Raw genomic sequence first — 23,321 nt, 5'->3', positions numbered from 1 at the left:
CCGGAGGGAATGGCGAAGCCACAATATTTCGCGCAAAGGCGCGGGTGTTGGGCCGCCGCCCTGCGGCCCGACTCGGTTGAGGCGACGGAGATCAGGTCACCACCGAACGAATATCAACCGAAACCAGATCCGGTCATCTGTTGAAGTATCAGAGCCAAAATGAACACTGAAGTTATAACAACCGAATCAAATCGAATCGATCACCAAAACGAGTAATCCAAACCTAAAGAACAAACTCCTCAATCGCCACCGCCACCCCATCCTCACTATTCGTCGCGGTAATAAACTGGGCAATCTCTTTTAGCTCAGGGATCGCATTCCCCATCGCCACCCCTACGCCAGCATAATTAACCATCGCAATATCATTGCCTTGATCACCCAATGCCATCACATTTTCTTGTGCGATACCTAAATGCTCAGCCAGCATTTTCACCCCTGTCCCCTTATCAACACGCTTACTCAGAATTTCCAAGTAGAAAGGCGCACTCTTCATGATGGTGAAACGTTCGAAAGCCTCGGCAGGCATCATCGCTAATGCTCGGTCCAGATTTTCTGGCTCATCAATCATCATCACTTTCGGGAAACGTAATGTCGGGTCCATCTCTTCCACAGCCCGGTATTTCAAAGGAATGCCGGTTAATAACACCTCATGCAGCGTATATTTGCTAATATCTTTGTTTGCCGTGTATAAGGTATCAAAATCAAACGCTTGGAAACTAACCCCCATCTCACGCGATAAAGCCTCGAAATAGAGATAATCCTCAAAACTGAGGGTTTCCTGTAAAATACATTCACCTGTCGCGGCTTTTTGGACCAGTGCACCGTTATTGCTAATGCAATAATCGCCGCTATTTTCCATGTTCAGCTCACGTAAGTAACGTTGGACCCCGATATAAGGCCGGCCGGTGGCCAATACCACGCAAACCCCTTTCGCGCGAGCAGCATCAATGGCCTGCTTAACCCGTGGAGTGATTTCATGCTGCGGATTCAGTAACGTGCCGTCCATATCGATAGCGATCAATTCAATAGCCATAAGGTCCTCAGATTAATTTAACCAATACCCATGCTAACGCGATTCAGCGCTCAAATACCAGTAAGTCCGTGTGCGGTACATCGCTGATGACAAAATCATCCTGAATGTGGCAGTCAGCAAGCAAAAAAAATCCAGAGACAGTTTCCTGCTCTGGATTTTTGACCGCTTATCTTACCCGCAGATTAGATATCGATATTTGCTGCGCGCAGCGCATTCTCTTCGATAAAGGCACGGCGAGGTTCAACCGCATCGCCCATCAGCGTGGTAAACAGCTGATCTGCTGCAATGGCATCTTTCACCATCACTCGCAGCATACGGCGGCTAGCAGGGTCCATTGTTGTTTCCCACAGCTGCTCTGGGTTCATTTCACCCAAACCTTTATAGCGCTGAATCGCCAGACCACGACGAGACTCTTTCACCAACCAATCCAATGCATCTTCGAAGCTTGAAACTGGGACACGGCGCTCGCCACGTTCGATAAAGGCATCGTCTTCAATTAGGCCACGCAGTTTATCGCCTAACAGGCAAATTTTGCGGTATTCGCCACCGTGGATGAAATCAAAGTCCAGCTCGTAGTCTGTATCCACACCGTGGGTACGGATACGCAATATTGGCTCGAACAATTGACGCTCACGGTTTTCACGCACCACTGAACTGTAGCTGCTGCCATGCTGTTCTTTCTCATTTAGCATGACCACCAGCGAATCAATCCACTGTGTGACCGCTTCTTTATTGCCTAAGTCATCTTCTTGCAGCGTTGGCTGATAGATCAGGCTATTGAGCAGCGCACGCGGATAGCGGCGTTCCATACGGGCAATGGTTTTCTGAACACTGTAATGCTCAGCCACCAATTTCTCTAAAAGCTCGCCTGACAGTGCCGGTGCATGGGCGTTGATGTGCAATGCAGCGCCATCTAATGCCAATGACATCTGGTACTCTTCCATCGCATCATCATCTTTGATGTATTGCTCTTGCTTGCCTTTCTTCACTTTGTACAATGGCGGCTGAGCGATAAACACATGACCACGCTCAATAATTTCCGGCATCTGACGGTAGAAGAAGGTCAGCAACAACGTACGAATGTGCGAACCATCAACGTCAGCATCGGTCATGATGATGATATTGTGGTAGCGCAACTTGTCAGGGTTATATTCATCCCGACCAATGCCACAACCCAACGCAGTGATCAACGTTGCCACTTCTTGCGAAGAGAGCATTTTGTCAAAACGCGCTTTCTCAACGTTCAGGATTTTACCTTTCAGCGGCAAAATGGCCTGATTCTTACGGTTACGGCCTTGTTTTGCAGAGCCGCCCGCAGAGTCCCCTTCCACTAAGTAGAGTTCGGACAACGCTGGGTCACGTTCCTGACAGTCAGCGAGCTTACCTGGCAAACCAGCCAGATCCAGCGCACCTTTACGGCGAGTCATTTCACGCGCTTTACGCGCCGCTTCACGAGCACGAGCAGCGTCGATAATCTTGCCGACCACGATTTTGGCGTCAGTTGGGTTTTCCAGTAAATACTCAACCAGCTTCTCGTTCATCAGTGTTTCGACCGCCGTTTTCACCTCAGAAGAAACCAATTTATCTTTGGTCTGTGAGGAGAATTTAGGATCAGGCACTTTCACTGACACGACGGCAATCAGACCTTCACGGGCGTCATCACCGGTCGCACTGATTTTCGCTTTTTTACTGTAGCCTTCTTTATCCATGTAGCTGTTCAGCGTACGAGTCATCGCCGTACGGAAACCGACTAAATGCGTCCCGCCATCGCGCTGCGGAATGTTGTTGGTGAAGCAGTAAATGTTTTCTTGGAAACCATCGTTCCACTGCAATGCCACTTCCACACCGATATCATCTTTCACGGTGGAGAAATAAAACACTTTCGGGTGGATCGGGGTTTTGTTCTTGTTCAGATACTCAACAAACGCCTTGATACCACCTTCATAATGGAAGTGGTCTTCTCTGTCGTTACGTTTGTCTCTTAATTTGATCGAAACACCGGAGTTCAGGAATGACAGCTCACGCAGGCGTTTAGCCAAAGTTTCGTATTGGAATTCGGTGTTATTGGTGAACGTCTCGAAACTCGGCCAAAAACGCACGGTCGTCCCGGTCTGATCCGTTTCACCCACGACTTTCAGCGGTGCCTGTGGCACGCCCATTCTGTAAGTCTGCTCGTGAACTTTACCTTCACGGCGAATGACCAGCTCCAGTTTTTCAGACAAGGCGTTAACAACGGAAACCCCTACGCCATGCAAACCGCCGGAAACTTTATAGGAGTTATCGTCAAACTTACCGCCAGCATGCAGCACGGTCATGATGACCTCTGCTGCGGATATCCCTTCCTCGTCATGCATACCGGTTGGAATACCACGGCCATCATCCTGTACCGAAACCGAGTTATCCGAATGGATGGTTACCACGATTTCCTTACAGTGGCCAGCGAGGGCTTCGTCGATAGCGTTGTCCACAACCTCGAATACCATGTGGTGCAGACCGGTACCGTCATCAGTATCACCGATATACATGCCCGGACGCTTACGAACCGCATCCAGCCCTTTTAATACCTTGATACTTGAGGAGTCATAAGTATTCGACATCAACGTTTCTCGCTCATTTTTAATCCTGTGGTTGAACCGCTATTTTGCCATGTTCCACGCGGAACATCTTGCCCTTTTCACCGACCATGTCAGCCACTTGTTCAGCGCTCACGGCGCTAACAAAAACTTGGGCTTGGGTCGCTTTCAGACGCTCGGCCAATAAACGACGACGATCGGTGTCTAATTCGGAAGCAAAATCGTCAAGCAGATACAGGCAACGCCGCCCGCTCTGTCGGGTGAGAAACTCACCCTGCGCTAACCGTAGTGCGCACATCAGCAGTTTTAGCTGACCGCGCGAAAGTAAATCTTCTACCGGTGTACCCTCGGCCCGAATGCGAAAATCCGCTTTATGTGGCCCGATGGCGGTATAGGTTAGCGCTCTGTCACGCTCAAACTGGCGCTCCAGTAACTCACCGTAGTCACTCTCTTTATCCCAGCCGCGCTGGAAAGAGAAACTCAGTGCAAACTCTGGTAGAAACAGGGCACATGTGGCTGAAATATCTGCCGCAAGTGCGTCGCTGTATGCTGCCCGCCATTCGCTAATACGTTCAGCCAGCGGGATAATTTCTTGATCCCATGGCCGAATTTGCGCATAGCGACTAACCTGGCGCAGTGCGGCGTTGCGCTGCTTAAGTAATCTTTTCAGATTGCTCCAGGCCGTAAAAAAACTGGGTTCGTTATGAAAGCAACCCCAGTCTAAAAAAGCGCGCCGAAATTTTGGCCCGCCGTTCAATAACGTAAAACCTTCGGGAGTAATGAGCTGCATTGGCAGCATTTGTGCCAATTCAGCGACTTTGTGACCGTCAGTGCCATCAATGCGGACTTTGCTATCACCTTGCCGGCTTTTGCTCAGGCCCACAGAGGACTCACGTTCATTCACATCTACTCGGCCATGCAATACAAACTCGGCACAATCGTGGCGAATCACGCGGCCCGCCTGCAAACTACGAAAAGCGCGGCCATGGCCCAAGGTGTAAATCGCCTCCAACACACTGGTTTTGCCACTGCCGTTGGGGCCGACCAAAAAATTAAAGCCTGGCGCTAGCGCCAAATCAGCCGATTCGATATTTCGAAAATTATTAATCAGTAAACGCGTCAAGGCCATGCTGCAAATTTCTTCATTATCGAACTATCAAAGTAATCGAACTATCCAAGGCGTTATCATCGCAGGCCATTTGCGCGCAGCCAGCGCACCACCACTGGATCGTACTGGATATCCGTGAGGTTGGCGAACACTGCCCAATCGCAAAAAAGCAGGTAAGGTAGCCCGATAAATATTACAACCGCATTGGCATGACAACGTAGGCCGCCGCCTGACTTGCCCCATCTTCAATCTGCACACTGGACACGGAATCGGTCAGTAACAGACGCACATCTTCGCACTTCAGTGCATTGAGCACATCAAGCACATAGCTGACGTTGAAACCGATCTCCATTTCTGCCCCATCGTAGCTGACATCGAGGATCTCTTCGGCTTCTTCCTGTTCAGGGTTATTGGCCGTGATCTTGAGCTGATTTTGGCTAACATAGAGCCGAACGCCACGAAACTTCTCGTTAGACAATATTGCCGCGCGTGCGAAAGCTTGTTTCAGCAAATCACAGCTAGCTTCCAGCGTTTTGTCGGGATTTTTCGGCAATACGCGGCGATAATCCGGGAAACGGCCATCAACCAGCTTGGAAGTGAAAATAAAGTCACCAACATGGGCGCGAATATTGTTGCTGCCAATTTGCAGGCGCAATGGCGTATCACCGCCATCCAATAACCTGACCAATTCCATCACGCCTTTACGCGGCACGATCACCGAATGTGACGGCAACGACTGACCAATCGGCATTGAACATACCGCCAGACGGTGGCCATCGGTAGCAACAGTGCGCAACTCTTCGCCTTCAGTCTCAAACAGCATGCCATTCAAGTAATAGCGCACATCCTGATGGGCCATTGAGAACTGAGTCGACTCAATCAGCCGCTTCATCGTGGCTTGCGGCAACGTAAATTCAACGTCACTTTGCCAGTCATCCAGATTCGGGAAATCTATCGCCGGTAGCGTGGACAACGAGAAACGGCTGCGTCCTGAGCGCACCAATAGGCGATCACCATCTAATGCGACGGTAATTTCAGCCCCTTCCGGCAAACCACGCCAGATATCAAGAAACTTCCGTGCGGGCACCGTGGTCGCACCCTGCTCATGGGGTTGAGACAGCGCGACACAGGCCACCATCTCCATCTCCAGATCGGTCCCAGTTAGGCGCAAAGCGCCTTGCGTCACTTGCAGCAACAAGTTACCTAAAATAGGCAACGTAGGGCGTCCACCCAGCGGGCTACTGACCTGTTGCAGCGGTTTTAACAGATGCTCACGTTCAATGATAAATTTCATAGCGCTAGGAGGATAATGTTCTGATTAGGTTAGAGTAATCTTCTTTGATGTCGTGACTTTCTTCACGCAATTGCTCAATCTTGCGGCAAGCGTGCAACACCGTGGTATGGTCGCGGCCCCCAAACGCATCGCCGATTTCTGGTAGGCTATGGTTGGTTAGCTCTTTTGCCAACGCCATCGCCATTTGGCGCGGGCGGGCGACCGAACGTGAACGCCGTTTGGAGAGCAGGTCAGCGACCTTAATTTTATAATATTCAGCGACAGTCTTTTGAATATTATCGATAGTAACGAGCTTTTCCTGTAATGCCAGCAAGTCACGTAGCGCTTCACGAACAAAATCAATGGTGATGGCTCGGCCGGTAAAATTGGCATTCGCGATCACACGATTCAATGCCCCTTCCAGCTCACGCACGTTAGAACGCAGACGCTTGGCAATAAAGAACGCCACCTCACCCGGTAAACGAATGTCATTTTCATCCGCTTTCTTCATCAGGATCGCGACGCGGGTTTCCAGTTCTGGTGGCTCAATAGCGACCGTCAGGCCCCAACCAAACCGCGATTTAAGACGATCTTCTACGCCATTGATCTCTTTTGGGTAGCGATCTGACGTCAGGATGATTTGCTGATTACCTTCCAGCAAGGCATTAAACGTGTGGAAAAATTCTTCCTGAGAACGTTCTTTATTGGCAAAGAACTGAATATCATCGATTAATAATGCATCAACCGAACGATAATAGCGCTTAAACTCTTCTATCGCGTTGTTCTGCAAGGCTTTAACCATATCTTGCACAAAACGCTCTGAATGCATGTACACCACTTTGGCATTGGCTTTACGGGCCATGATGCCATTCCCCACAGCATGTAACAGGTGAGTTTTACCCAAGCCTGTCCCACCATAAAGGAACAACGGGTTATAGGCTCCGCCCGGATTATCCGCCACCTGACGTGCTGCTGCACGGGCCAACTGGTTCGATTTACCCTCAACGAAGTTATCAAATGTGTGCTTCGGGTTAACATTCGAACGATAAGAATGTTCAGGTTGCGCGGGCGAGCTGTCCCAACTCGGGCGCACAGGTGCGCTACGGGTAACGGGTGCAACAGGCGCACTAACGCTGGCTGTGACTGGATGACTCTGTGTCGCTCTTACTGCCGGTTTACTCCCCACTTCAAAACGCAGTAAGGGAACCTCGCTACCACAAAAATCATTGAGTAAGCCATTGATGTTGTTTAAGTACTTATCGCGGACCCAGTCCAACACAAAGCGATTAGGTGCGTAAAGCGCCAGAGTATTGTCACTCAGTTCCGCCTGCAATGGGCGTATCCACATACTAAATTCTGTGGCAGGTAACTCATCCTGCAATCGGGCAAGACACTGCTGCCAAAGCGAAAGTGACACGGCGGACTCCACTCGAACAAGATCAATAAAAGAAAGAAATCAGAATTTTTTGCAACTCATCGTTTTTGACACACGCCAATCAGACCTGTAGCAAGCCAGGATGACATGCGAACCGTTTTTCGGTTGTTTTTGCGACTTACATCTCCCCGAGATCCTGGAGTAGTGATCCCAGAGCAATAGATGCGATCGGAATGGCGGATCATAGCGCAAAAGGAGCAATAGATCCTCCCCTTCCTCACAGATTAGATCCTTTTTATCCACAGGCCATAACTTCTCCTCAGAGTGTAACCCAGCGCACAGCTTTTCGTGCCCCTCATCATCAACGATCCCGAAATATTTCGGATTATACTGGTATTACCTTCCCCTTTTCCGGCAACTGATCCTTATTATTCCACTAAGGATCTCACGGCGATCCTTGCGATTTATGTGGGAGTCCGTATAATCCTCAGCCCTACGTGTGATGACTGTTTTCTCGATGGCCTTGGTCAAAAAGATACCAGCAGTAAACACGGACAGGCTCTTGGTAAACTCCCGAACAGAAAACTTCTGCGCGGGCGTGCGCAATGTCAATTGACTCAGGACTGTACAATTATTACAATCCCGCTTCTTTATATGTTGCGATTGAGGCGTCGGTGTCTTCACTCCGAGCAGCCAAACGCGTTTACTGAATCAGTAATTATTTTAAGTTTAGGTAGAAATCGCTATGAAACGCACTTTCCAACCGTCCGTATTGAAGCGCAACCGTAGCCACGGTTTCCGTGCTCGTATGGCCACCAAAAATGGTCGTCTAGTTCTGGCTCGCCGTCGTGCGAAAAGCCGTTCTCGTCTGACTGTTTCTAAGTAATAAAAGCTAACCATCTCAATGGTTAAGCTAGCATTTCCTAGGGAGTTACGTTTGTTAACTCCCAGTCATTTCACTTTCGTCTTCCAGCAACCACTACGGGCTGGCACGCCGCAAATCACCATCCTCGGCCGCCTGAACGAGCTGGGGCATCCCCGCATCGGTCTTACCGTCGCCAAAAAACATGTCAAACGTGCCCACGAACGTAATCGGATAAAACGCCTCACTCGCGAAAGCTTCCGTTTGCATCAGCACACGTTGCCGTCTATGGATTTTGTCGTTTTGGTGAAAAAAGGTGTGGCTGACCTCGATAACCGTGCGTTGACGGAAGCTTTGGAAAAATTATGGCGTCGCCACTGTCGCCAGGCTCCCGCATCCTGATCGGGCTAATCAGGGGCTATCAGCTCGTGATAAGTCCGCTGTTGGGGCCGCGTTGTCGTTTCCATCCCACGTGCTCTCATTACGGAATTGAGGCATTGCACCGGTTTGGCATGATAAAAGGCAGTTGGTTAACACTGAAACGCGTATTAAAATGCCACCCCTTGAACCCAGGTGGCGATGATCCCGTGCCGCCGAAACCCGACGATAACAGAGAACACTAACGATGGATTCGCAACGCAATCTTCTCCTCATCGCTCTGCTGTTCGTGTCTTTCATGATCTGGCAAGCTTGGCAAGTGGATAACAATCCACAACCAACAGCCCAGACCACGCAACAGACGACGAATACTGCAACCGGTGATAAAGCAAGCCAGGCTGTGCCAGCCAGTGGTCAGGGTCAACTGATCACGGTAAAAACAGATGTCCTGTCTCTGACCATTAATACCCGTGGTGGTGACATCGAGCAGGCTAACCTGCTGGCTTACCCGGATGCTCTGGGTTCAGATAAAACTTTTGAATTACTGGAAACGACCCCCGCGTTCATTTATCAGGCGCAAAGTGGCCTGACAGGTAAAAACGGCCCAGATAATCCAGCTAATGGTGAGCGCCCACTGTTTGAAGCGCCACAGACCAGCTTTGTATTAGCAGATGGTCAGGACGAACTGCGTATTCCATTGACCTTTACCGGTAAAGACGGCTCTGTTTTCATCAAAACTTTTGTGCTGAAACGTAATGACTACGCCATTGGCGTGGATTATCACGTTAAGAACGCCTCTGCTGCCCCGCTGGAGCTGACGCTGTTTGGCCAATTAAAACAAAGCATCAATCTGCCTAAACACCGTGATACCGGCAGCAATAACTTTGCGCTGCATACTTACCGTGGCGCGGCTTACTCTTCTGATGAAACTAAATACAAGAAATACAGCTTTAGTGATATCGAAGATAAAAACCTAGATGTCAGCACTAAAGGTGGTTGGGTGGCGATGTTGCAACAGTATTTCGCAACAGCGTGGATTCCAACGGCTAACGAAACTAACACCTTCTACTCTGCTGATTTAGGTAATGGTTTAGCGGCTATCGGCTTCAAGGGTGCGCCAGTCGTTATTCAACCGGGTGAGCAGAAACAACTGAGTGCCACCTTGTGGGTGGGTCCAGAAATTCAGGACAAAATGGCGGCTATCGCGCCACATTTGGACCTGACTGTTGATTATGGTTGGTTATGGTTTATTTCTCAGCCACTGTTCAAACTGCTGAAATTCATTCACAGCTTTGTCGGTAACTGGGGCTTCTCCATCATTGTTATCACCTTTATCGTGCGCGGTATCATGTACCCGCTGACGAAGGCGCAATATACCTCGATGGCGAAAATGCGTTTACTGCAGCCTAAACTGGCCGCCATGCGTGAGCGTATCGGTGACGATAAGCAGCGTATGAGTCAGGAAATGATGGCGCTGTACAAAGCTGAGAAAGTGAATCCGCTGGGTGGCTGCTTACCGCTGATCATTCAGATGCCTATCTTCTTGGCGTTGTACTACATGTTGATGAGCTCGGTTGAATTGCGTCATGCGCCATTCATCTTGTGGATCCATGACCTGTCAGCACAAGATCCGTACTACATTCTGCCAATTCTGATGGGTATCACCATGTACTTCATTCAGAAGATGTCACCAACAACGGTGACTGACCCGATGCAGCAGAAGATCATGACATTCATGCCAGTTATCTTCACTGTGTTCTTCCTGTGGTTCCCGGCTGGTCTGGTACTGTACTATATCGTCAGTAACTTGGTGACCATCCTGCAACAACAGTTGATTTATCGTGGTCTGGAAAAACGTGGCTTACACAGCCGCGATAAGAAAAAACAGTCTTAATAGGATGAGTACCCAAATTTATTGGCGTTGCCGTTAGGTTGCCAATCAGCGACAAATCGGTCGAAAACTGATTTGAGTGAGAGGCAACTCGCAACGCGGTAACGTCAAGTAAGGCGGGTATAGAGGCGGTCAATATGACCGCCTTATTCTTTTTACAGAAGCCTGATTTTCGTGTTTCAGGCTTGTGCAAAAACAATAAGTTAAAGAGAGATATGACCATGAGCGCCACTGATACTATCGTCGCACAAGCAACGCCGCCAGGCCGTGGTGGCGTGGGTATTTTACGTGTTTCAGGTCGTGCCGCAGCGGCCGTTGCGCAAGCGATTTTAGGAAAATTGCCCAAACCACGTTATGCCGACTATCTGCCGTTTAAAGATGTCGATGGCAGTACGTTGGATCAAGGCATTGCTCTCTACTTCCCTGGTCCGAATTCTTTCACGGGCGAGGATGTGCTGGAGCTGCAAGGCCACGGCGGCCCAGTCATACTCGATTTGCTATTAAAACGCATTCTGGCCCTGCCAGGGCTGCGTATTGCCCGTCCGGGGGAGTTCTCTGAGCGCGCATTCCTCAACGATAAACTGGATTTGGCACAAGCAGAGGCCATTGCTGACCTGATCGATGCCAGTTCAGAGCAAGCTGCGCGTTCGGCAGTAAACTCATTACAGGGTGCATTTTCAACGCGTATCCACCAATTGGTGGAAGCACTTACTCACCTGCGAATCTACGTCGAAGCAGCCATCGACTTCCCTGATGAGGAAATCGACTTCCTTTCTGATGGCAAGATTGAAGGCCAGTTGAACGGTGTAATGGCTGACTTAGAACAGGTGCGTACTGAAGCTCGCCAAGGCAGCTTGCTGCGTGAAGGGATGAAAGTGGTGATTGCGGGCCGACCTAATGCCGGTAAATCCAGTTTACTCAATGCGTTAGCTGGCCGTGAAGCGGCGATTGTTACCGATATCGCTGGGACCACCCGTGATGTACTACGCGAACATATTCATATCGATGGGATGCCACTGCATATCATCGATACCGCAGGTTTACGTGAAGCCAGTGACGAAGTTGAGCGCATTGGTATTGAACGTGCTTGGAATGAGATAGAACAAGCTGACCGAGTGCTGTTTATGGTCGATGGCACCACAACAGAGGCGACTGAGCCGGCGGCGATTTGGCCTGAATTTATGGCGCGCTTGCCCTCATCACTCCCGATTACTGTCGTGCGCAATAAAGCCGATGTCACCGGCGAGACGCTGGGGCTAACAGAAGTGAATGGTCACTCACTTATTCGCTTATCGGCACGCACAGGTGAAGGCATTGACCTGTTACGTGACCATTTGAAACAGAGTATGGGCTTTACCAGTAACACCGAAGGCGGTTTTCTGGCACGCCGTCGCCATTTGCAGGCATTGGAAACTGCCGCACAGCATTTGGTACAGGGCCATGAACAGTTAGTAAGTGCTTACGCTGGTGAGCTATTGGCAGAAGAATTACGTTTAGCACAACAGTCATTGAGTGAGATTACCGGTGAATTTAGCTCAGATGACTTACTGGGGCGCATTTTCTCCAGTTTTTGTATCGGAAAATGAGTGTGGTGCCATCGCGCTGGAGCAGATTGCCGCTAATTTTGATAATCTTGCTCTATGTGTCTGAACTGTGCAGTTTACCTGAGTGATGAAAACCGGTAATGCCAGTGGCTCGAACACTTAACTGTATCCATAAATTTGAGGTATCCATGATTATAAAACCACGTGTACGCGGCTTTATCTGTGTGACTGCTCACCCGACCGGCTGCGAAGCTAACGTCAAAAAGCAAATCGACTATGTCACCGCAGAAGGCGCAATTGCTAACGGCCCAAAAAGAGTATTAGTCATTGGTGCATCGACTGGATACGGACTGGCCGCTCGCATTACAGCAGCATTTGGTTGTGGTGCCGATACGTTGGGTGTTTTCTTCGAGCGTGCTGGCGAAGAGGGCAAACCTGGTACGTCTGGTTGGTACAATAGCGCAGCATTCCATAAATTTGCTGAGCAAAAAGGTCTGTACGCGAAGAGCATCAATGGCGATGCTTTCTCCGATAAGATTAAGCAATTGACCATCGAAACGATCAAACAAGACTTAGGTCAGGTGGATCAGGTCATTTACAGCTTGGCTTCGCCACGTCGTACACACCCAAAAACCGGTGAAGTGTTTAACTCCACACTAAAACCGATTGGTCATGAAGTTAAGTTCCGTGGCCTTGATACCGATAAAGAAGTGATCAAAGAAGCCGTACTGCAACCTGCCACCCAAGAAGAGATCGACAACACGGTTGCGGTCATGGGCGGCGAAGACTGGCAGATGTGGATGGATGCATTACTGGAAGCGGGTGTACTGGCTGAAGGCGCACAAACAACCGCGTTCACCTACTTGGGCGAAAAAATCACCCATGATATCTACTGGAACGGTTCTATTGGCGCAGCCAAAAAGGATCTGGACCAAAAGGTTCTGGCTATCCGTAATAGCTTGTCAGCCCACGGCGGCGGCGATGCTCGCGTATCAGTACTGAAAGCGGTTGTCACCCAAGCTAGCTCGGCCATTCCAATGATGCCACTGTATTTGTCACTGTTATTCAAAGTGATGAAGGAGAAAGGCACGCACGAAGGTTGTATCGAGCAGGTCTATTCGCTATATAAAGACAGTCTGTGTGGCAACACGCCGCATATGGACCAAGAAGGTCGCCTGCGTGCTGACTATAAAGAGCTGGATCCTGCGGTTCAAAATGAAGTACAGCAACTGTGGGACCAAGTCACCAACGACAATATCTATCAACTGACTGATTTTGTTGGCTATAAGACAGAGTTCCTTAATCTGTTTGGCTTCTCCATCGACGGTGTTGACTATGACGCCGACGTGAATCCTGATGTAAAAATCCCTAATCTGATTCAGGGCTAAACTCAGGTTTGTCGCGATAAAACCCGTTGCGCTGTAATATCACGGCGCAGCGGGTTAATCATATTCTCATGCCACTTCCCCTTATACTCCCCATCAGCGCTATATCTTTATATTGCATAAGCTAAGTCTATATTCTTCGTTTACGGACAACGCGATCGCCTGCAACCTTGTGAATCAACTCGCCTTTAGGCACTGCATTAATCTTGATTCCACAGGAAAATAATGATGAAAACGCGTTCACTGGCAATACCCCTTTTTAGCTTAATGATTTTAACTTCGCTGAACGCGCACAGTGATGAGAAGAAATTAATTAAGTTAGGGTTTAACCCCGGCCCTTATAAAGAACAATTCGAGAAAGGCGTAGCGCCTTATTTGATAAAAAAAGGCTACCGCATTGAATATAAAGACTTCAATGATGGTATTCAGGTCAACAATGCTGTCAGCACGGGGGAAATAGATGGCAATATCATGCAGCACCCCATTTACCTGCAAGCAATAAATGACCGACTGCGTATTGATAATACCGGTATTGTTCAAGTCCCCACTCCGCCAATGGGACTCTATTCAAATAAACACCAAAAAGAAGATAAGCCCAAAGATGGCGCATGGGTTTCAGTCCCGAATCAACCTTCCAATGAATACCGAGCCGCTCTCTTGCTGCAATCTATTGGCTGGATAAAGCTGAAAGAGAAAATCGACCCAGCAACATTCTCACAAAAAGATATCGCAGAGAACCCTTATCATTTGGTGATCAAAGAGATGGATAATGCCCAGCAAGTCAGGGCGCTACCGGATGTTGATTTTGGCGCTATTCAAGGTAATTTCGCCGTTTCTAATGGCATAAAACTCACCTCTGCTTTGCAACTTGAAAAACCAACGACACAATTTGTCAATGTGGTGACGGTTGCAGGTAAGAATAAAGACGCGGAGTTTGCGAAAGATATTATTGCCGGATATCACTCCCCTGAATTCAAAAAGTACATTTTAGAAAATGATAAATATACGGGTTATATGCTGCCTGATTATCTGAACTAATGGAATAATCTGATGATTGAGCTTCAGCATATTTCTAAAACATTTGAGCGCAAAGGGATCAAACTACAAGCGCTAAACAATGTCAGTTTAACCGTCGAAGATGGCGATATATTTGGCATCATCGGTTATAGCGGTGCAGGGAAAAGCACCCTATTACGGATGGTTAATTCGCTAGAAAGCCCGACATTGGGTAATGTGATCATTGATGGTAAAAATCTGCGTGATTTTAGCCAAGAGCAGCTCAGACTGCTGAAAAAAAACATTGGTATGATTTTCCAAAACTTTAATTTACTGGAATCAAAGACCGTTTTTAAAAATGTCGCGATGCCGCTCATATTATTGGGGAAAAATAAAACATTCATTCAGGAGCGTGTCGCTGAACTGCTTGATTTTGTGGGGTTAGATGATAAAAGCCAGAGCTTTCCAAACGAATTATCGGGTGGACAGAAACAGCGTGTTGGTATTGCGCGCGCACTGGCAACCAATCCATCAATTCTACTTTGTGATGAGGCCACCTCCTCATTGGATCCGCAGACGACTGCGCAAATATTGTTATTACTGAAGAAAATTAATCAGCAATACAATATTACGGTTTTGCTGATCACCCATGAAATGTCAGTGATTCAAAAAATATGCAATAAAGTCGCAGTGATGGAGAGTGGCCAAATTATTGAGCAAGGATCGGTCTTAACCGTATTTGGCCACCCAACACACCCAACCACTGCCAATTTTGTCCGCACCGTCATCAAAGATAGCTTACCGGATAGCGTGAAGAAGCTATTGAATAACAGCCATGCTGGCCGACAATTCCGATTGGCATTTATGGGGCCGATAGCCACACAACCCGTGATCAATCAGCTCATCAGGCAATATGACATTGGTGTGAATATTCTCTTTGCCAACATGTCAGAGATACAAAGCACCACGCTTGGCCATATGGTGTTGTTATTAACCGGCGAGAATCACACCATAGATGATGCTGTCAGTTATCTGTCAGGCACCGGTATTGATATACAGGAAATAAGTTGATGATAGAAACGGCCATTACATTGGACCAATTTATTCAAGCGCTCCACGACACACTGGTGATGGTCAGTATTTCATTGGTGATCGGTTCTCTAATTGGTATCCCGTTGGGTATTTTATTGGTTGTGACGCGGCCAGGGGGCTTAATTAATCATCGAGCCTTTTATAATATTCTCAATCCAGTGATCAATATCATTCGATCACTGCCGTTTATTATTCTGATGGTCGCCATTATTCCTTTAACACGCCTCATCGTGAATACCACAATAGGAACGCCAGGGGCGATTGTGCCACTGATTATTTTTATCGCACCCTATATTGGCCGATTGGTTGAGAACTCATTACTGGATGTGAATCCTGGCATTTTGGAAGCAGCAAAATCGATGGGTGCGACCCCATTGCAGGCAATTTGGTATTTTCTATTACCTGAGGCCTCCTCATCGTTAATATTAGCGCTCACCACAGCTACTATTGGCCTCATTGGTGCAACCGCGATGGCGGGAACGGTGGGCGGAGGCGGTATAGGTGATTTAGCCATTACCTACGGTTATCAACGCTTTGATACTTTTGTGACGGTGACGACGGCCATTGTTTTAATTATCACCGTGCAACTCATCCAATCGCTGGGCAACTTATTTGCGCGTAAAATCCGCCGTGAATAATGAAAGGGGCCAAATCTGATCGGCCTCTTTCAGGCTGCTAACAAACACCGATGACGCGATCTGGAACGGTGAGGACAGGCAGAAGAGTAAAGCGTCCGCGCCAAGGATGGCGCGGCTCGAGCCATCAAGGATGATTTTACGGCGTCTTTACGATCTGCTTGCCCTCTCCGCAAAGGGTACTTTTTCAGCTATCTTCTTGATTCATCTAACTCAATAACAAAACTTAGACTTTAAAACCGCTAATCACACTTTCTAGCTGCAAAGTTTGATCCTGCATCGCCTGAGCAGCTGCGGCCACTTGTTCCACCAGCGCCGCATTTTGCTGAGTCGAGTTATCCAGCTGATTAATCGCCAAATTAACCTGTTCGATACCCAAACTTTGCTCCTGACTGGACGACATGATTTCATTCATCAGTGCCGCCACATTGGAAACGCCGCTCATCAGGTCATCCATGGTCGACCCCGCATCAGCCACTAACCCAGTACCAATGGCAATATCAGCCACCGAGTCTTCAATCAGCTTTTTAATCTCGCGGGCAGAAGTGGCTGAACGTTGCGCCAAATTACGCACCTCTGATGCCACGACGGCAAAACCACGACCTTGTTCCCCCGCTCTGGCGGCCTCGACTGCCGCATTCAGCGCCAAAATGTTGGTTTGGAAGGCAATACTGTCAATCACACTAATGATATCGACAATTTTCTTCGAGGAATGATTGATAGAACCCATGGTATCCACCACTTGTTTCACCACGGTGCTGCCTTTCACGGCGACAGTCGATGCGTCCATTGCCAGTTGGTTGGCGTGGCTGGCATTATCCGCATTTTGCTTAACGGTACTGGTGAGTTCATCCATCGACGCAGCCGTCTCTTCAATGGAGCTGGCTTGATCTTCAGTACGGGCAGATAAATCCAGATTACCGCTGGCGATTTGGCGCGACGCCGAGGCAATAGCCAGACTGCTTTCACCAACCTGACGCATCATTTGCTGCAAATAGTCGATAAATGCGTTGAAACTCTGATTAATGGCATTGAACTCCGGACTACTGCTTTCTGGCAAACGCTGAGTTAAATCAGCCCCGCCCGCAGACAATGCGGTGATATTTTCGTTTAGATTCGCTAAACGCTTCATAAAGACGCGGATAGAGAACACAAGGAATAGCAGCAATAACAACATAATAGGGATCTGCACTAACCCCAAATGCATCAGGATGCTATGACTTTGCTTAACCAATAAGCTGGTGGGCAGGTCAGTAACCAAATACCAAGGGCTATTGGCGATTGGGCGAATAAACAGGGTGTGAGAGGTGCCATCGACGTCATACTCGCTTTCCAGCGAGGTGAGATCTTTCATTTGCGGTAACAACCGCTGCGTTTCTGCCGCCATTGGCAAACTGCCAGTAAAGTCAGACAGATTTTTTAGTTCTGCCTTACCATCTGCTAACGCGCTACTCCCGACAATCTTGCCATCCGCTTCAACAATTAAGATGGTACCGTCCACTTTCTGCTCCATCTCTTTCACTAAGCGGTTAAAGAAACCTAAAGTGACATCAATGGTTGAAACGCCATATACCTCATTGCCTTTATAGATAGCCATGGCGCAGTTAGTTCTCGGCTGCGGGCTGGCATCATCCTGATAAGCTTTAGCCCAAGCACAGAAGCCTTTGGGCGCATTTAAGCCATCTTTGTACCACGGCTGTTCAAAATAATTCTGTGATTCCGGCGAGTTCCAATGGGTGTTAACAGTTAACTTATTTTCCCCATTACGGGCAAAAAAGGTGCTGAATTTCGTCACCCCTTGCTCGCGTTTATTCGGCAATGGCCAAATACCACCACCGAAGACATTACTATCGCCATATTGATCCACCAACCCCGGTAATAATGAGTCGATGGTATTGCTGTCCATAATAGCAACAGCCTGAGTAATACTGCGGGCTTGTGCTTCCACTTTATTCATCTGCGCCGTAATGGCCGTCGCGATTTGGTCAACACTGTTACCTACAATGGTGCTCTCAGATTGTTTGAGTTGTGGTGTCACAAAAAGCTGAATAACCACAACAGTGATTATTAGCAAAAGAATGAAAAAGGCACTAACGAGTAAGGTGAATCGGGCTTGAGTGGTTTTTAGCATTATCGTGTCGCTCAATGTCAGAGAGCTGGATAGCTCCAGATCTATTAACGGCATTTCACGCAGAGACTTGATAACGGATTGAAACGATTTTTCTGTTTCTCTCCGGCGATCACAATTTCTGTGTAATTAACACGCAAGCCGTGATCGCTTAAGTGAAATTTATAGGGGTAACACGGCAGATAGTCATTGTTATATCGCGCAAATTTGTCCTACTCTGAGTGTGAAATAGTGTTATTCATTTACTAAATGGGAGTAAGTCATGTCACAGCAATCCCTTAAAATTGTTACCCTGTTGGGTAGCTTGCGCAGTGGTTCTTACAACGCGATGGTGGCCCGTGCGCTGCCAAAATTAGCCCCTGCGGGTGTCACTATTGAAGCACTGCCCTCTATTCGCGACATTCCGCTTTATGATGCTGATGTCCAGCAAGAAGAGGGTATTCCTGCAGCAGTTCAGGCCATTGCTGACCAAATACGCCAAGCGGATGGTGTGATTATTGTGACGCCGGAATATAACTATTCCGTACCCGGCGGATTGAAGAATGCTATCGACTGGCTTTCCCGTTTACCGAATCAGCCGCTAGCGGGTAAACCGGTTGCAATCCAAACCAGCTCTATGGGGCCGATTGGCGGTGCACGTTGCCAGTATCACCTGCGCCAAATTTTGGTTTTCCTCGATGCGATGGTGATGAATAAGCCTGAATTTATGGGCGGAGTGATTCAAACTAAAGTGGATGAACAGGCCAAAGAACTGGTCGAGCAAGGAACATTAGATTTTCTGACCGGTCAACTTGCCGCTTTTGCGACTTACATCGATCGCGTTCGCGTGAAGTAAATTTTTATCGAGACAACGCTGAAGCTCCCCATCCCCTTATGGGCATTGGGGAGTTATTTTGTCCCCACTCTGACCACTCTATTTGCGGATACTGCTGACCGATGGCCATAAAAATCACACTTTGGCTGGTGCTGACCCTGATCTACTCACTCTGGTTAGGGTGGTATGGGCTGAACACACAACAAGCTGAACGTGAAGCTGATTTTCGCACTACGCATCGTGAACTGAGCCAGCAATTGGCTCAACAGCAGGCGCTGCTTTTTTTGACACTTGAACCGAATCAACTCACGCAACTGCAACGCCATTTCCCGCAATTGACCGCCATCGAACAAATGACAGTAGACCGCTCAAAAGCAGGCCGGCTTACCCTGAAAATTGAGGGTGACGATTATTGGCTCTCTAATTCCTATAGCGGCAGCGGTTTGAAAGTGAATGGGATGCGTTTACTCGAGGTTGTGGGGTTACCCGCCAATTTTGACAGTGTGGTATTGCGCTATCAACAGCATCAACTCGCAGAGCTGGGCCACTCTGCTGCCAAAAGCTTCTGGCAGTGGCAAAAACCATTAGGGGAAGGAGCACAGTCATTTACCCTAATTGGGCATGCCACTCCGATTTGGCGCAATTTACCTTGGTTAACCGCATTGTTACTTTCACTGCTAACAGGTGCAGCGCTGTATGGCTGGCATCGGTGGCAACAACTGGCACAACACCGCCTACATGCTGAGCAACGGGCTAAATTCGCCGACCAAGCCAGACTTAATGCCATGGGGGAGATTGCAACGGGTATCGCCCATGAGCTAAACCAGCCCCTGACTGCCACACTGACTTATAACCAGACAGCACTGCGATTGTTGCCGCCACAGGATGAAAAAGTCGCGCCCCTGCTGACCGCCTCCGTTGAGCAAATCAAGCGGATTGCCGCGCTGCTCGACCGCCTGCGAACCCTACTGAGTCGTGGGCAAATAAACCTACAACCGGTTATCGTGGCCGATATCTGGCGGCGAGTGAATATGCTGTTAAACCAAGAGATTATTGCCGCCAATGTGACGGTTCGTAGCAATATCCCCGCACATTTACCACCGCTACAAAGTGACCCACTGTGGCTGGAGCAAGTTCTTCATAATTTACTCAGTAACGCAATTCATGTCCTGCAACATACCCCCACGCCCAAGATTTATTTCACCGTGACTGTTCAACCCCAGCAAACTGTTCAACACAAACAATGGATAATCCAGATTGAAGATAATGGGCCGGGGCTTAGCAATGAACAGTTGGATAACCTGTTTACCCCGTTCTACACCACTCGGGAGAGCGGATTAGGGCTGGGGTTAACGCTGTGCGAAACATTGGTACAACGCATGGGCGGTGACATAAAAGCAGGGAACAGTGAACAGGGCGGTGCCTGCTTTACGCTGACTTTCCCCATCACAACCACAGGGAGTACGCATGACTAAACACATTTATCTGATTGATGACGATGAAGGTGTACGCGCCGCGCTCACCGTATTGCTCGCGACCATGGGCTGGGAAGTCAAAGCCTTCAGTAATGGGCAGGCGTTCCTCGATACTTTAGCAGTTACCCACCCCAGTTGCGTGCTAGTGGATATCAGAATGCCCGGCAAAAGTGGTATGGCCGTATTGGAAGCCATTCAAGCTCGTGATAGTACGCTTCCGGTCATCATAATGACGGGGCATGGCAATATTGAATTGTGTCGCCGCGCCTTCAAAGGTGGCGCGCTGGAGTTTCTGACCAAACCGATTGATGCCGATGTGTTGATCGAAACCATCAGTTTAGCATTGGAGCAACATGAACAAGCGCTAGCCGCTCATCGCCAACAGAAAGGTTATCAGCAGTTATTTAGCCAACTGACCGCCCGTGAAAGAGAAGTTGCTGCCCTGATTATTCAGGGTGAAACCAGCAAGCAAATTGCAAATGTATTGTCCCTTTCACCTCGAACTGTGGAAGCCCATCGCGCCAATATCTTTGCAAAACTGGACGTTAACTCGCTGGCATTGCTCATACATCATTACGCGCCATTAATATAATGGCCATATCCTCACAGGACGTTAAGTCACGTCGAGAGTCGAGAACTAGGTAGATCTACGGATCAAAACGGGTAATTAGCCGAATGTTTTTTCACCACCTATCATCGTAGGATGATGACATTGTGATGAAATCACGTTGCTAACAATAAGGATTCTCTATGATCAAGCCTATTGCCCTCACTTCTGCCTTATTCATCGGCCTGTTAACACAAGCTTCTGCGGCGGGTCTAAACACTGAACGTAATATTTCTTTGGCGCTGGCCAGCGATTTAGCGAGCCGTACCCTCGCGGTTTGTCAGGCTGATGGCTACAACGTCTCCGTCACTGTGGTTGATCGTGCGGGTATCATTAAAACCGTACTGCGTGGTGACAATGCAGGCCCACATACCGTTAAAGCCAGCGAACAAAAAGCATTTACGGCACTATCCACTAAAACGCCAAGCGGGCAAGTAATGGAAAACAGCCAAAAAACGCCAGCAGCCAACAACCTGAAAGATATCCCAGGCTTCTTGCTGTTAGGTGGCGGTGTGCCAGTGAAAGCGGGCGATGAAGTTGTCGGTGCGGTAGGTGTTGCTGGTGCGCCGGGTGGGCATTTGGATGCACAATGTGCCACTAAAGCACTGGAACAAATCAGCGCTCAATTGAAAGCCTAAAACAATCTATTGAAAGCCTAAAACAATGCCAAAACGCCCCCACCCTCAGTGTCTACAATGGGGGCGTTTTCAATCAATGGTTAATCCCAACAGTCATTGGCTAATCACTGATAATTAATGATCAACAAAAGCTATTTTCAGCACAAACAGCAGCGCAACCACCACCACGCATGGGCTGATTTCACGCCAGCGCCCCGTCCCCAACTTCATCAAGCAATAAGAGATAAAGCCCAGCGCGATACCTTCCGTAATGGAGAAGCTAAACGGCATCATCACTGCGGTCACAAAGGCAGGAACAGCTTCGGTCAAATCATCCCATTTAACGCGGGATAAGCTCGACGTCATCAATACACCCACATAAATCAGTGCACCAGCAGCCGCATAGGCAGGCACCATCCCTGCCAATGGTGAAATAAACATCACCAACAGGAACAGGATGCCCACGACAACAGCCGTTAAGCCCGTACGACCACCGACTGAAACACCCGATGAGCTTTCGATATAAGCAGTGACTGACGAGGTACCGATAAACGCACCAGCGACAGAGCTGATACTGTCGACGTACAGCGCTTGTTTCATGCGAGGAAACTTGCCTTTATTATCGGTTAACCCGGCTTTATCTGTTACGCCGATCAATGTGCCGGATGAGTCGAACAAGTTAACCAGCATGAAGGAGAAAATAATCCCCGCCATACCAATGTTCAATGCCCCTGCCAGATCAACTTGCCCGACGACTGAAGTCACACTTGGTGGCATAGAGAAGAGGCCAGTGTAGTGTACATCGCCCAGCGCCCAACCGATCAAGGTGGTCACGACGATAGAAACCAGTACCGCAGCATGGATATTGCGCGATGCTAACACCGCAATAATAAAGAAGCCCAAAGCGCCCAGCAGCACGCTATGTGAGGTCAAATTACCGACAGCCACCAAGGTATCTGGATTGGCGACCACGATACCGGCGTTTTTCAGCCCCATCATGGCGATAAACAGACCAATACCGCTGGTGATCCCCACACGCAGACTCAACGGAATGTTGGCTATCATCCAATAACGAATGCGGAAAATAGTGAGCAAAAGGAAACCGATTGCGCCCCAGAAAATCGCACCCATGCCAACCTGCCATGAAATACCCATCGCGCCAACGACCACAAACGCGAAGAAAGCATTTAGCCCCATGGCCGGAGCCAGTGCTACGGGTAAGTTCGCCAATAGACCCATAAAGATGCTGCCAAAAGCGGCGATCAAACACGTGGTGACGAAAACGGCCTGCACATCCATACCCGCCACCCCTAAGATTTGCGGGTTAACGAATACGATATAGACCATGGTCAGAAACGTGGTGATACCGGCGATCAGCTCGGTACGTGCCGTGGTGCCATGTTGCTTTAGTTTAAAAACACGTTCGAGCAGCCCCTGCTCAGTATCAAGGTTTGGTGTACTCATTTATGGCGTTCCGCAGAAGGGAGTGATAGTTGGGAACATCCTATAACAAAAAACCCTTGTTTTGAGCGGGA

General features: G+C 48.7%; 20 protein-coding genes. 13 read left to right on the top strand and 7 right to left on the bottom strand.

Annotated features, from left to right (window positions below):
• Positions 1-223: 223 nt before the first annotated feature.
• The 5 genes from yidA to dnaA all read right to left on the bottom strand — a co-directional run bounded on the left by yidA (position 224) and on the right by dnaA (position 7,404).
• The gene (gene yidA / locus BN68_RS18440; protein ID WP_019212660.1) at positions 224-1,033 is read right to left on the bottom strand and encodes a sugar-phosphatase; all 810 of its coding nucleotides are present in this window, start codon (positions 1,031-1,033) and stop codon (positions 224-226) included.
• A 182-nt stretch (positions 1,034-1,215) separates the two neighbouring features.
• On the bottom strand, positions 1,216-3,630 hold the full coding sequence (gyrB, locus tag BN68_RS18435) for a DNA topoisomerase (ATP-hydrolyzing) subunit B (protein ID WP_019212659.1): 2,415 nt from the start codon (positions 3,628-3,630) through the stop codon (positions 1,216-1,218).
• Positions 3,631-3,649: 19 nt separating this feature from the next.
• Positions 3,650-4,735 (bottom strand): DNA replication/repair protein RecF, encoded by a 1,086-nt coding sequence (gene recF, locus BN68_RS18430; RefSeq protein WP_019212658.1) that lies wholly within the window; start codon positions 4,733-4,735, stop codon positions 3,650-3,652.
• Between the two features lie 172 nt (positions 4,736-4,907).
• Positions 4,908-6,008, bottom strand: coding sequence for a DNA polymerase III subunit beta (dnaN, locus tag BN68_RS18425; protein WP_019212657.1), 1,101 nt, complete (start codon positions 6,006-6,008; stop codon positions 4,908-4,910).
• Between the two features lie 4 nt (positions 6,009-6,012).
• Positions 6,013-7,404, bottom strand: coding sequence for a chromosomal replication initiator protein DnaA (gene dnaA / locus BN68_RS18420; RefSeq protein ID WP_019212656.1), 1,392 nt, complete (start codon positions 7,402-7,404; stop codon positions 6,013-6,015).
• 703 nt (positions 7,405-8,107) lie between these two features.
• On the opposite strand from dnaA, the gene rpmH reads away from it, so the two are divergent.
• The 9 genes from rpmH to BN68_RS18380 all read left to right on the top strand — a co-directional run bounded on the left by rpmH (position 8,108) and on the right by BN68_RS18380 (position 16,148).
• Positions 8,108-8,248, top strand: a complete 141-nt coding sequence (rpmH, locus tag BN68_RS18415; protein ID WP_019212655.1) for a 50S ribosomal protein L34 — start codon at positions 8,108-8,110, stop codon at positions 8,246-8,248.
• Positions 8,249-8,266: 18 nt separating this feature from the next.
• Complete coding sequence (gene rnpA / locus BN68_RS18410) at positions 8,267-8,626, top strand: ribonuclease P protein component (RefSeq protein ID WP_032814795.1); 360 nt, start codon at positions 8,267-8,269, stop codon at positions 8,624-8,626.
• Positions 8,590-8,847 (top strand): membrane protein insertion efficiency factor YidD, encoded by a 258-nt coding sequence (yidD, locus tag BN68_RS23465; protein WP_071822482.1) that lies wholly within the window; start codon positions 8,590-8,592, stop codon positions 8,845-8,847. Before rnpA ends, yidD begins: the two co-directional genes overlap by 37 nt.
• Before the next feature lie 2 nt (positions 8,848-8,849).
• Positions 8,850-10,496 (top strand): membrane protein insertase YidC, encoded by a 1,647-nt coding sequence (gene yidC, locus BN68_RS18405; RefSeq protein WP_019212654.1) that lies wholly within the window; start codon positions 8,850-8,852, stop codon positions 10,494-10,496.
• Positions 10,497-10,714: 218 nt separating this feature from the next.
• Positions 10,715-12,079, top strand: coding sequence for a tRNA uridine-5-carboxymethylaminomethyl(34) synthesis GTPase MnmE (mnmE, locus tag BN68_RS18400; RefSeq protein WP_042806987.1), 1,365 nt, complete (start codon positions 10,715-10,717; stop codon positions 12,077-12,079).
• A 146-nt stretch (positions 12,080-12,225) separates the two neighbouring features.
• On the top strand, positions 12,226-13,425 hold the full coding sequence (gene fabV, locus BN68_RS18395) for an enoyl-ACP reductase FabV (protein ID WP_042806971.1): 1,200 nt from the start codon (positions 12,226-12,228) through the stop codon (positions 13,423-13,425).
• A gap of 225 nt (positions 13,426-13,650) precedes the next feature.
• A complete protein-coding gene (locus BN68_RS18390) occupies positions 13,651-14,460 on the top strand; it encodes a MetQ/NlpA family ABC transporter substrate-binding protein (protein WP_019212651.1) in 810 nt (269 codons plus the stop codon).
• Positions 14,461-14,472: 12 nt separating this feature from the next.
• Complete coding sequence (locus BN68_RS18385) at positions 14,473-15,489, top strand: methionine ABC transporter ATP-binding protein (protein WP_019212650.1); 1,017 nt, start codon at positions 14,473-14,475, stop codon at positions 15,487-15,489.
• Complete coding sequence (locus BN68_RS18380; protein WP_019212649.1) at positions 15,489-16,148, top strand: methionine ABC transporter permease; 660 nt, start codon at positions 15,489-15,491, stop codon at positions 16,146-16,148. The genes BN68_RS18385 and BN68_RS18380 overlap by 1 nt, the downstream gene beginning before the upstream one ends.
• Positions 16,149-16,371: 223 nt before the next feature.
• Here the strand turns inward: BN68_RS18380 and BN68_RS18375 are convergent, their stop codons facing one another.
• Positions 16,372-18,276: a methyl-accepting chemotaxis protein gene (locus BN68_RS18375; protein WP_019212648.1), complete on the bottom strand. Its 1,905-nt coding sequence runs from the start codon at positions 18,274-18,276 to the stop codon at positions 16,372-16,374.
• 259 nt (positions 18,277-18,535) lie between these two features.
• Between BN68_RS18375 and BN68_RS18370 the strand changes: the two genes are divergently transcribed.
• From BN68_RS18370 to BN68_RS18355, 4 genes are all read left to right on the top strand, one after another.
• On the top strand, positions 18,536-19,108 hold the full coding sequence (locus BN68_RS18370; protein WP_019212647.1) for an NADPH-dependent FMN reductase: 573 nt from the start codon (positions 18,536-18,538) through the stop codon (positions 19,106-19,108).
• Between the two features lie 101 nt (positions 19,109-19,209).
• The gene (locus BN68_RS18365; protein ID WP_042806970.1) at positions 19,210-20,562 is read left to right on the top strand and encodes a sensor histidine kinase; all 1,353 of its coding nucleotides are present in this window, start codon (positions 19,210-19,212) and stop codon (positions 20,560-20,562) included.
• Positions 20,555-21,154 (top strand): response regulator transcription factor, encoded by a 600-nt coding sequence (locus tag BN68_RS18360; RefSeq protein ID WP_019212646.1) that lies wholly within the window; start codon positions 20,555-20,557, stop codon positions 21,152-21,154. The genes BN68_RS18365 and BN68_RS18360 overlap by 8 nt, the downstream gene beginning before the upstream one ends.
• Before the next feature lie 158 nt (positions 21,155-21,312).
• Positions 21,313-21,807: a GlcG/HbpS family heme-binding protein gene (locus BN68_RS18355; RefSeq protein WP_019212645.1), complete on the top strand. Its 495-nt coding sequence runs from the start codon at positions 21,313-21,315 to the stop codon at positions 21,805-21,807.
• Between the two features lie 114 nt (positions 21,808-21,921).
• Here the strand turns inward: BN68_RS18355 and BN68_RS18350 are convergent, their stop codons facing one another.
• The gene (locus tag BN68_RS18350) at positions 21,922-23,250 is read right to left on the bottom strand and encodes an NCS2 family permease (RefSeq protein WP_019212644.1); all 1,329 of its coding nucleotides are present in this window, start codon (positions 23,248-23,250) and stop codon (positions 21,922-21,924) included.
• Positions 23,251-23,321 lie beyond the last annotated feature (71 nt).

It is taken from the genome of Yersinia massiliensis CCUG 53443 (assembly GCF_000312485.1).
Lineage (GTDB): Bacteria > Pseudomonadota > Gammaproteobacteria > Enterobacterales > Enterobacteriaceae > Yersinia > Yersinia massiliensis.
The sequence above is the reverse complement of the archived record's forward strand: the minus strand, read 5'-3'. Positions and strand labels throughout refer to the sequence as shown.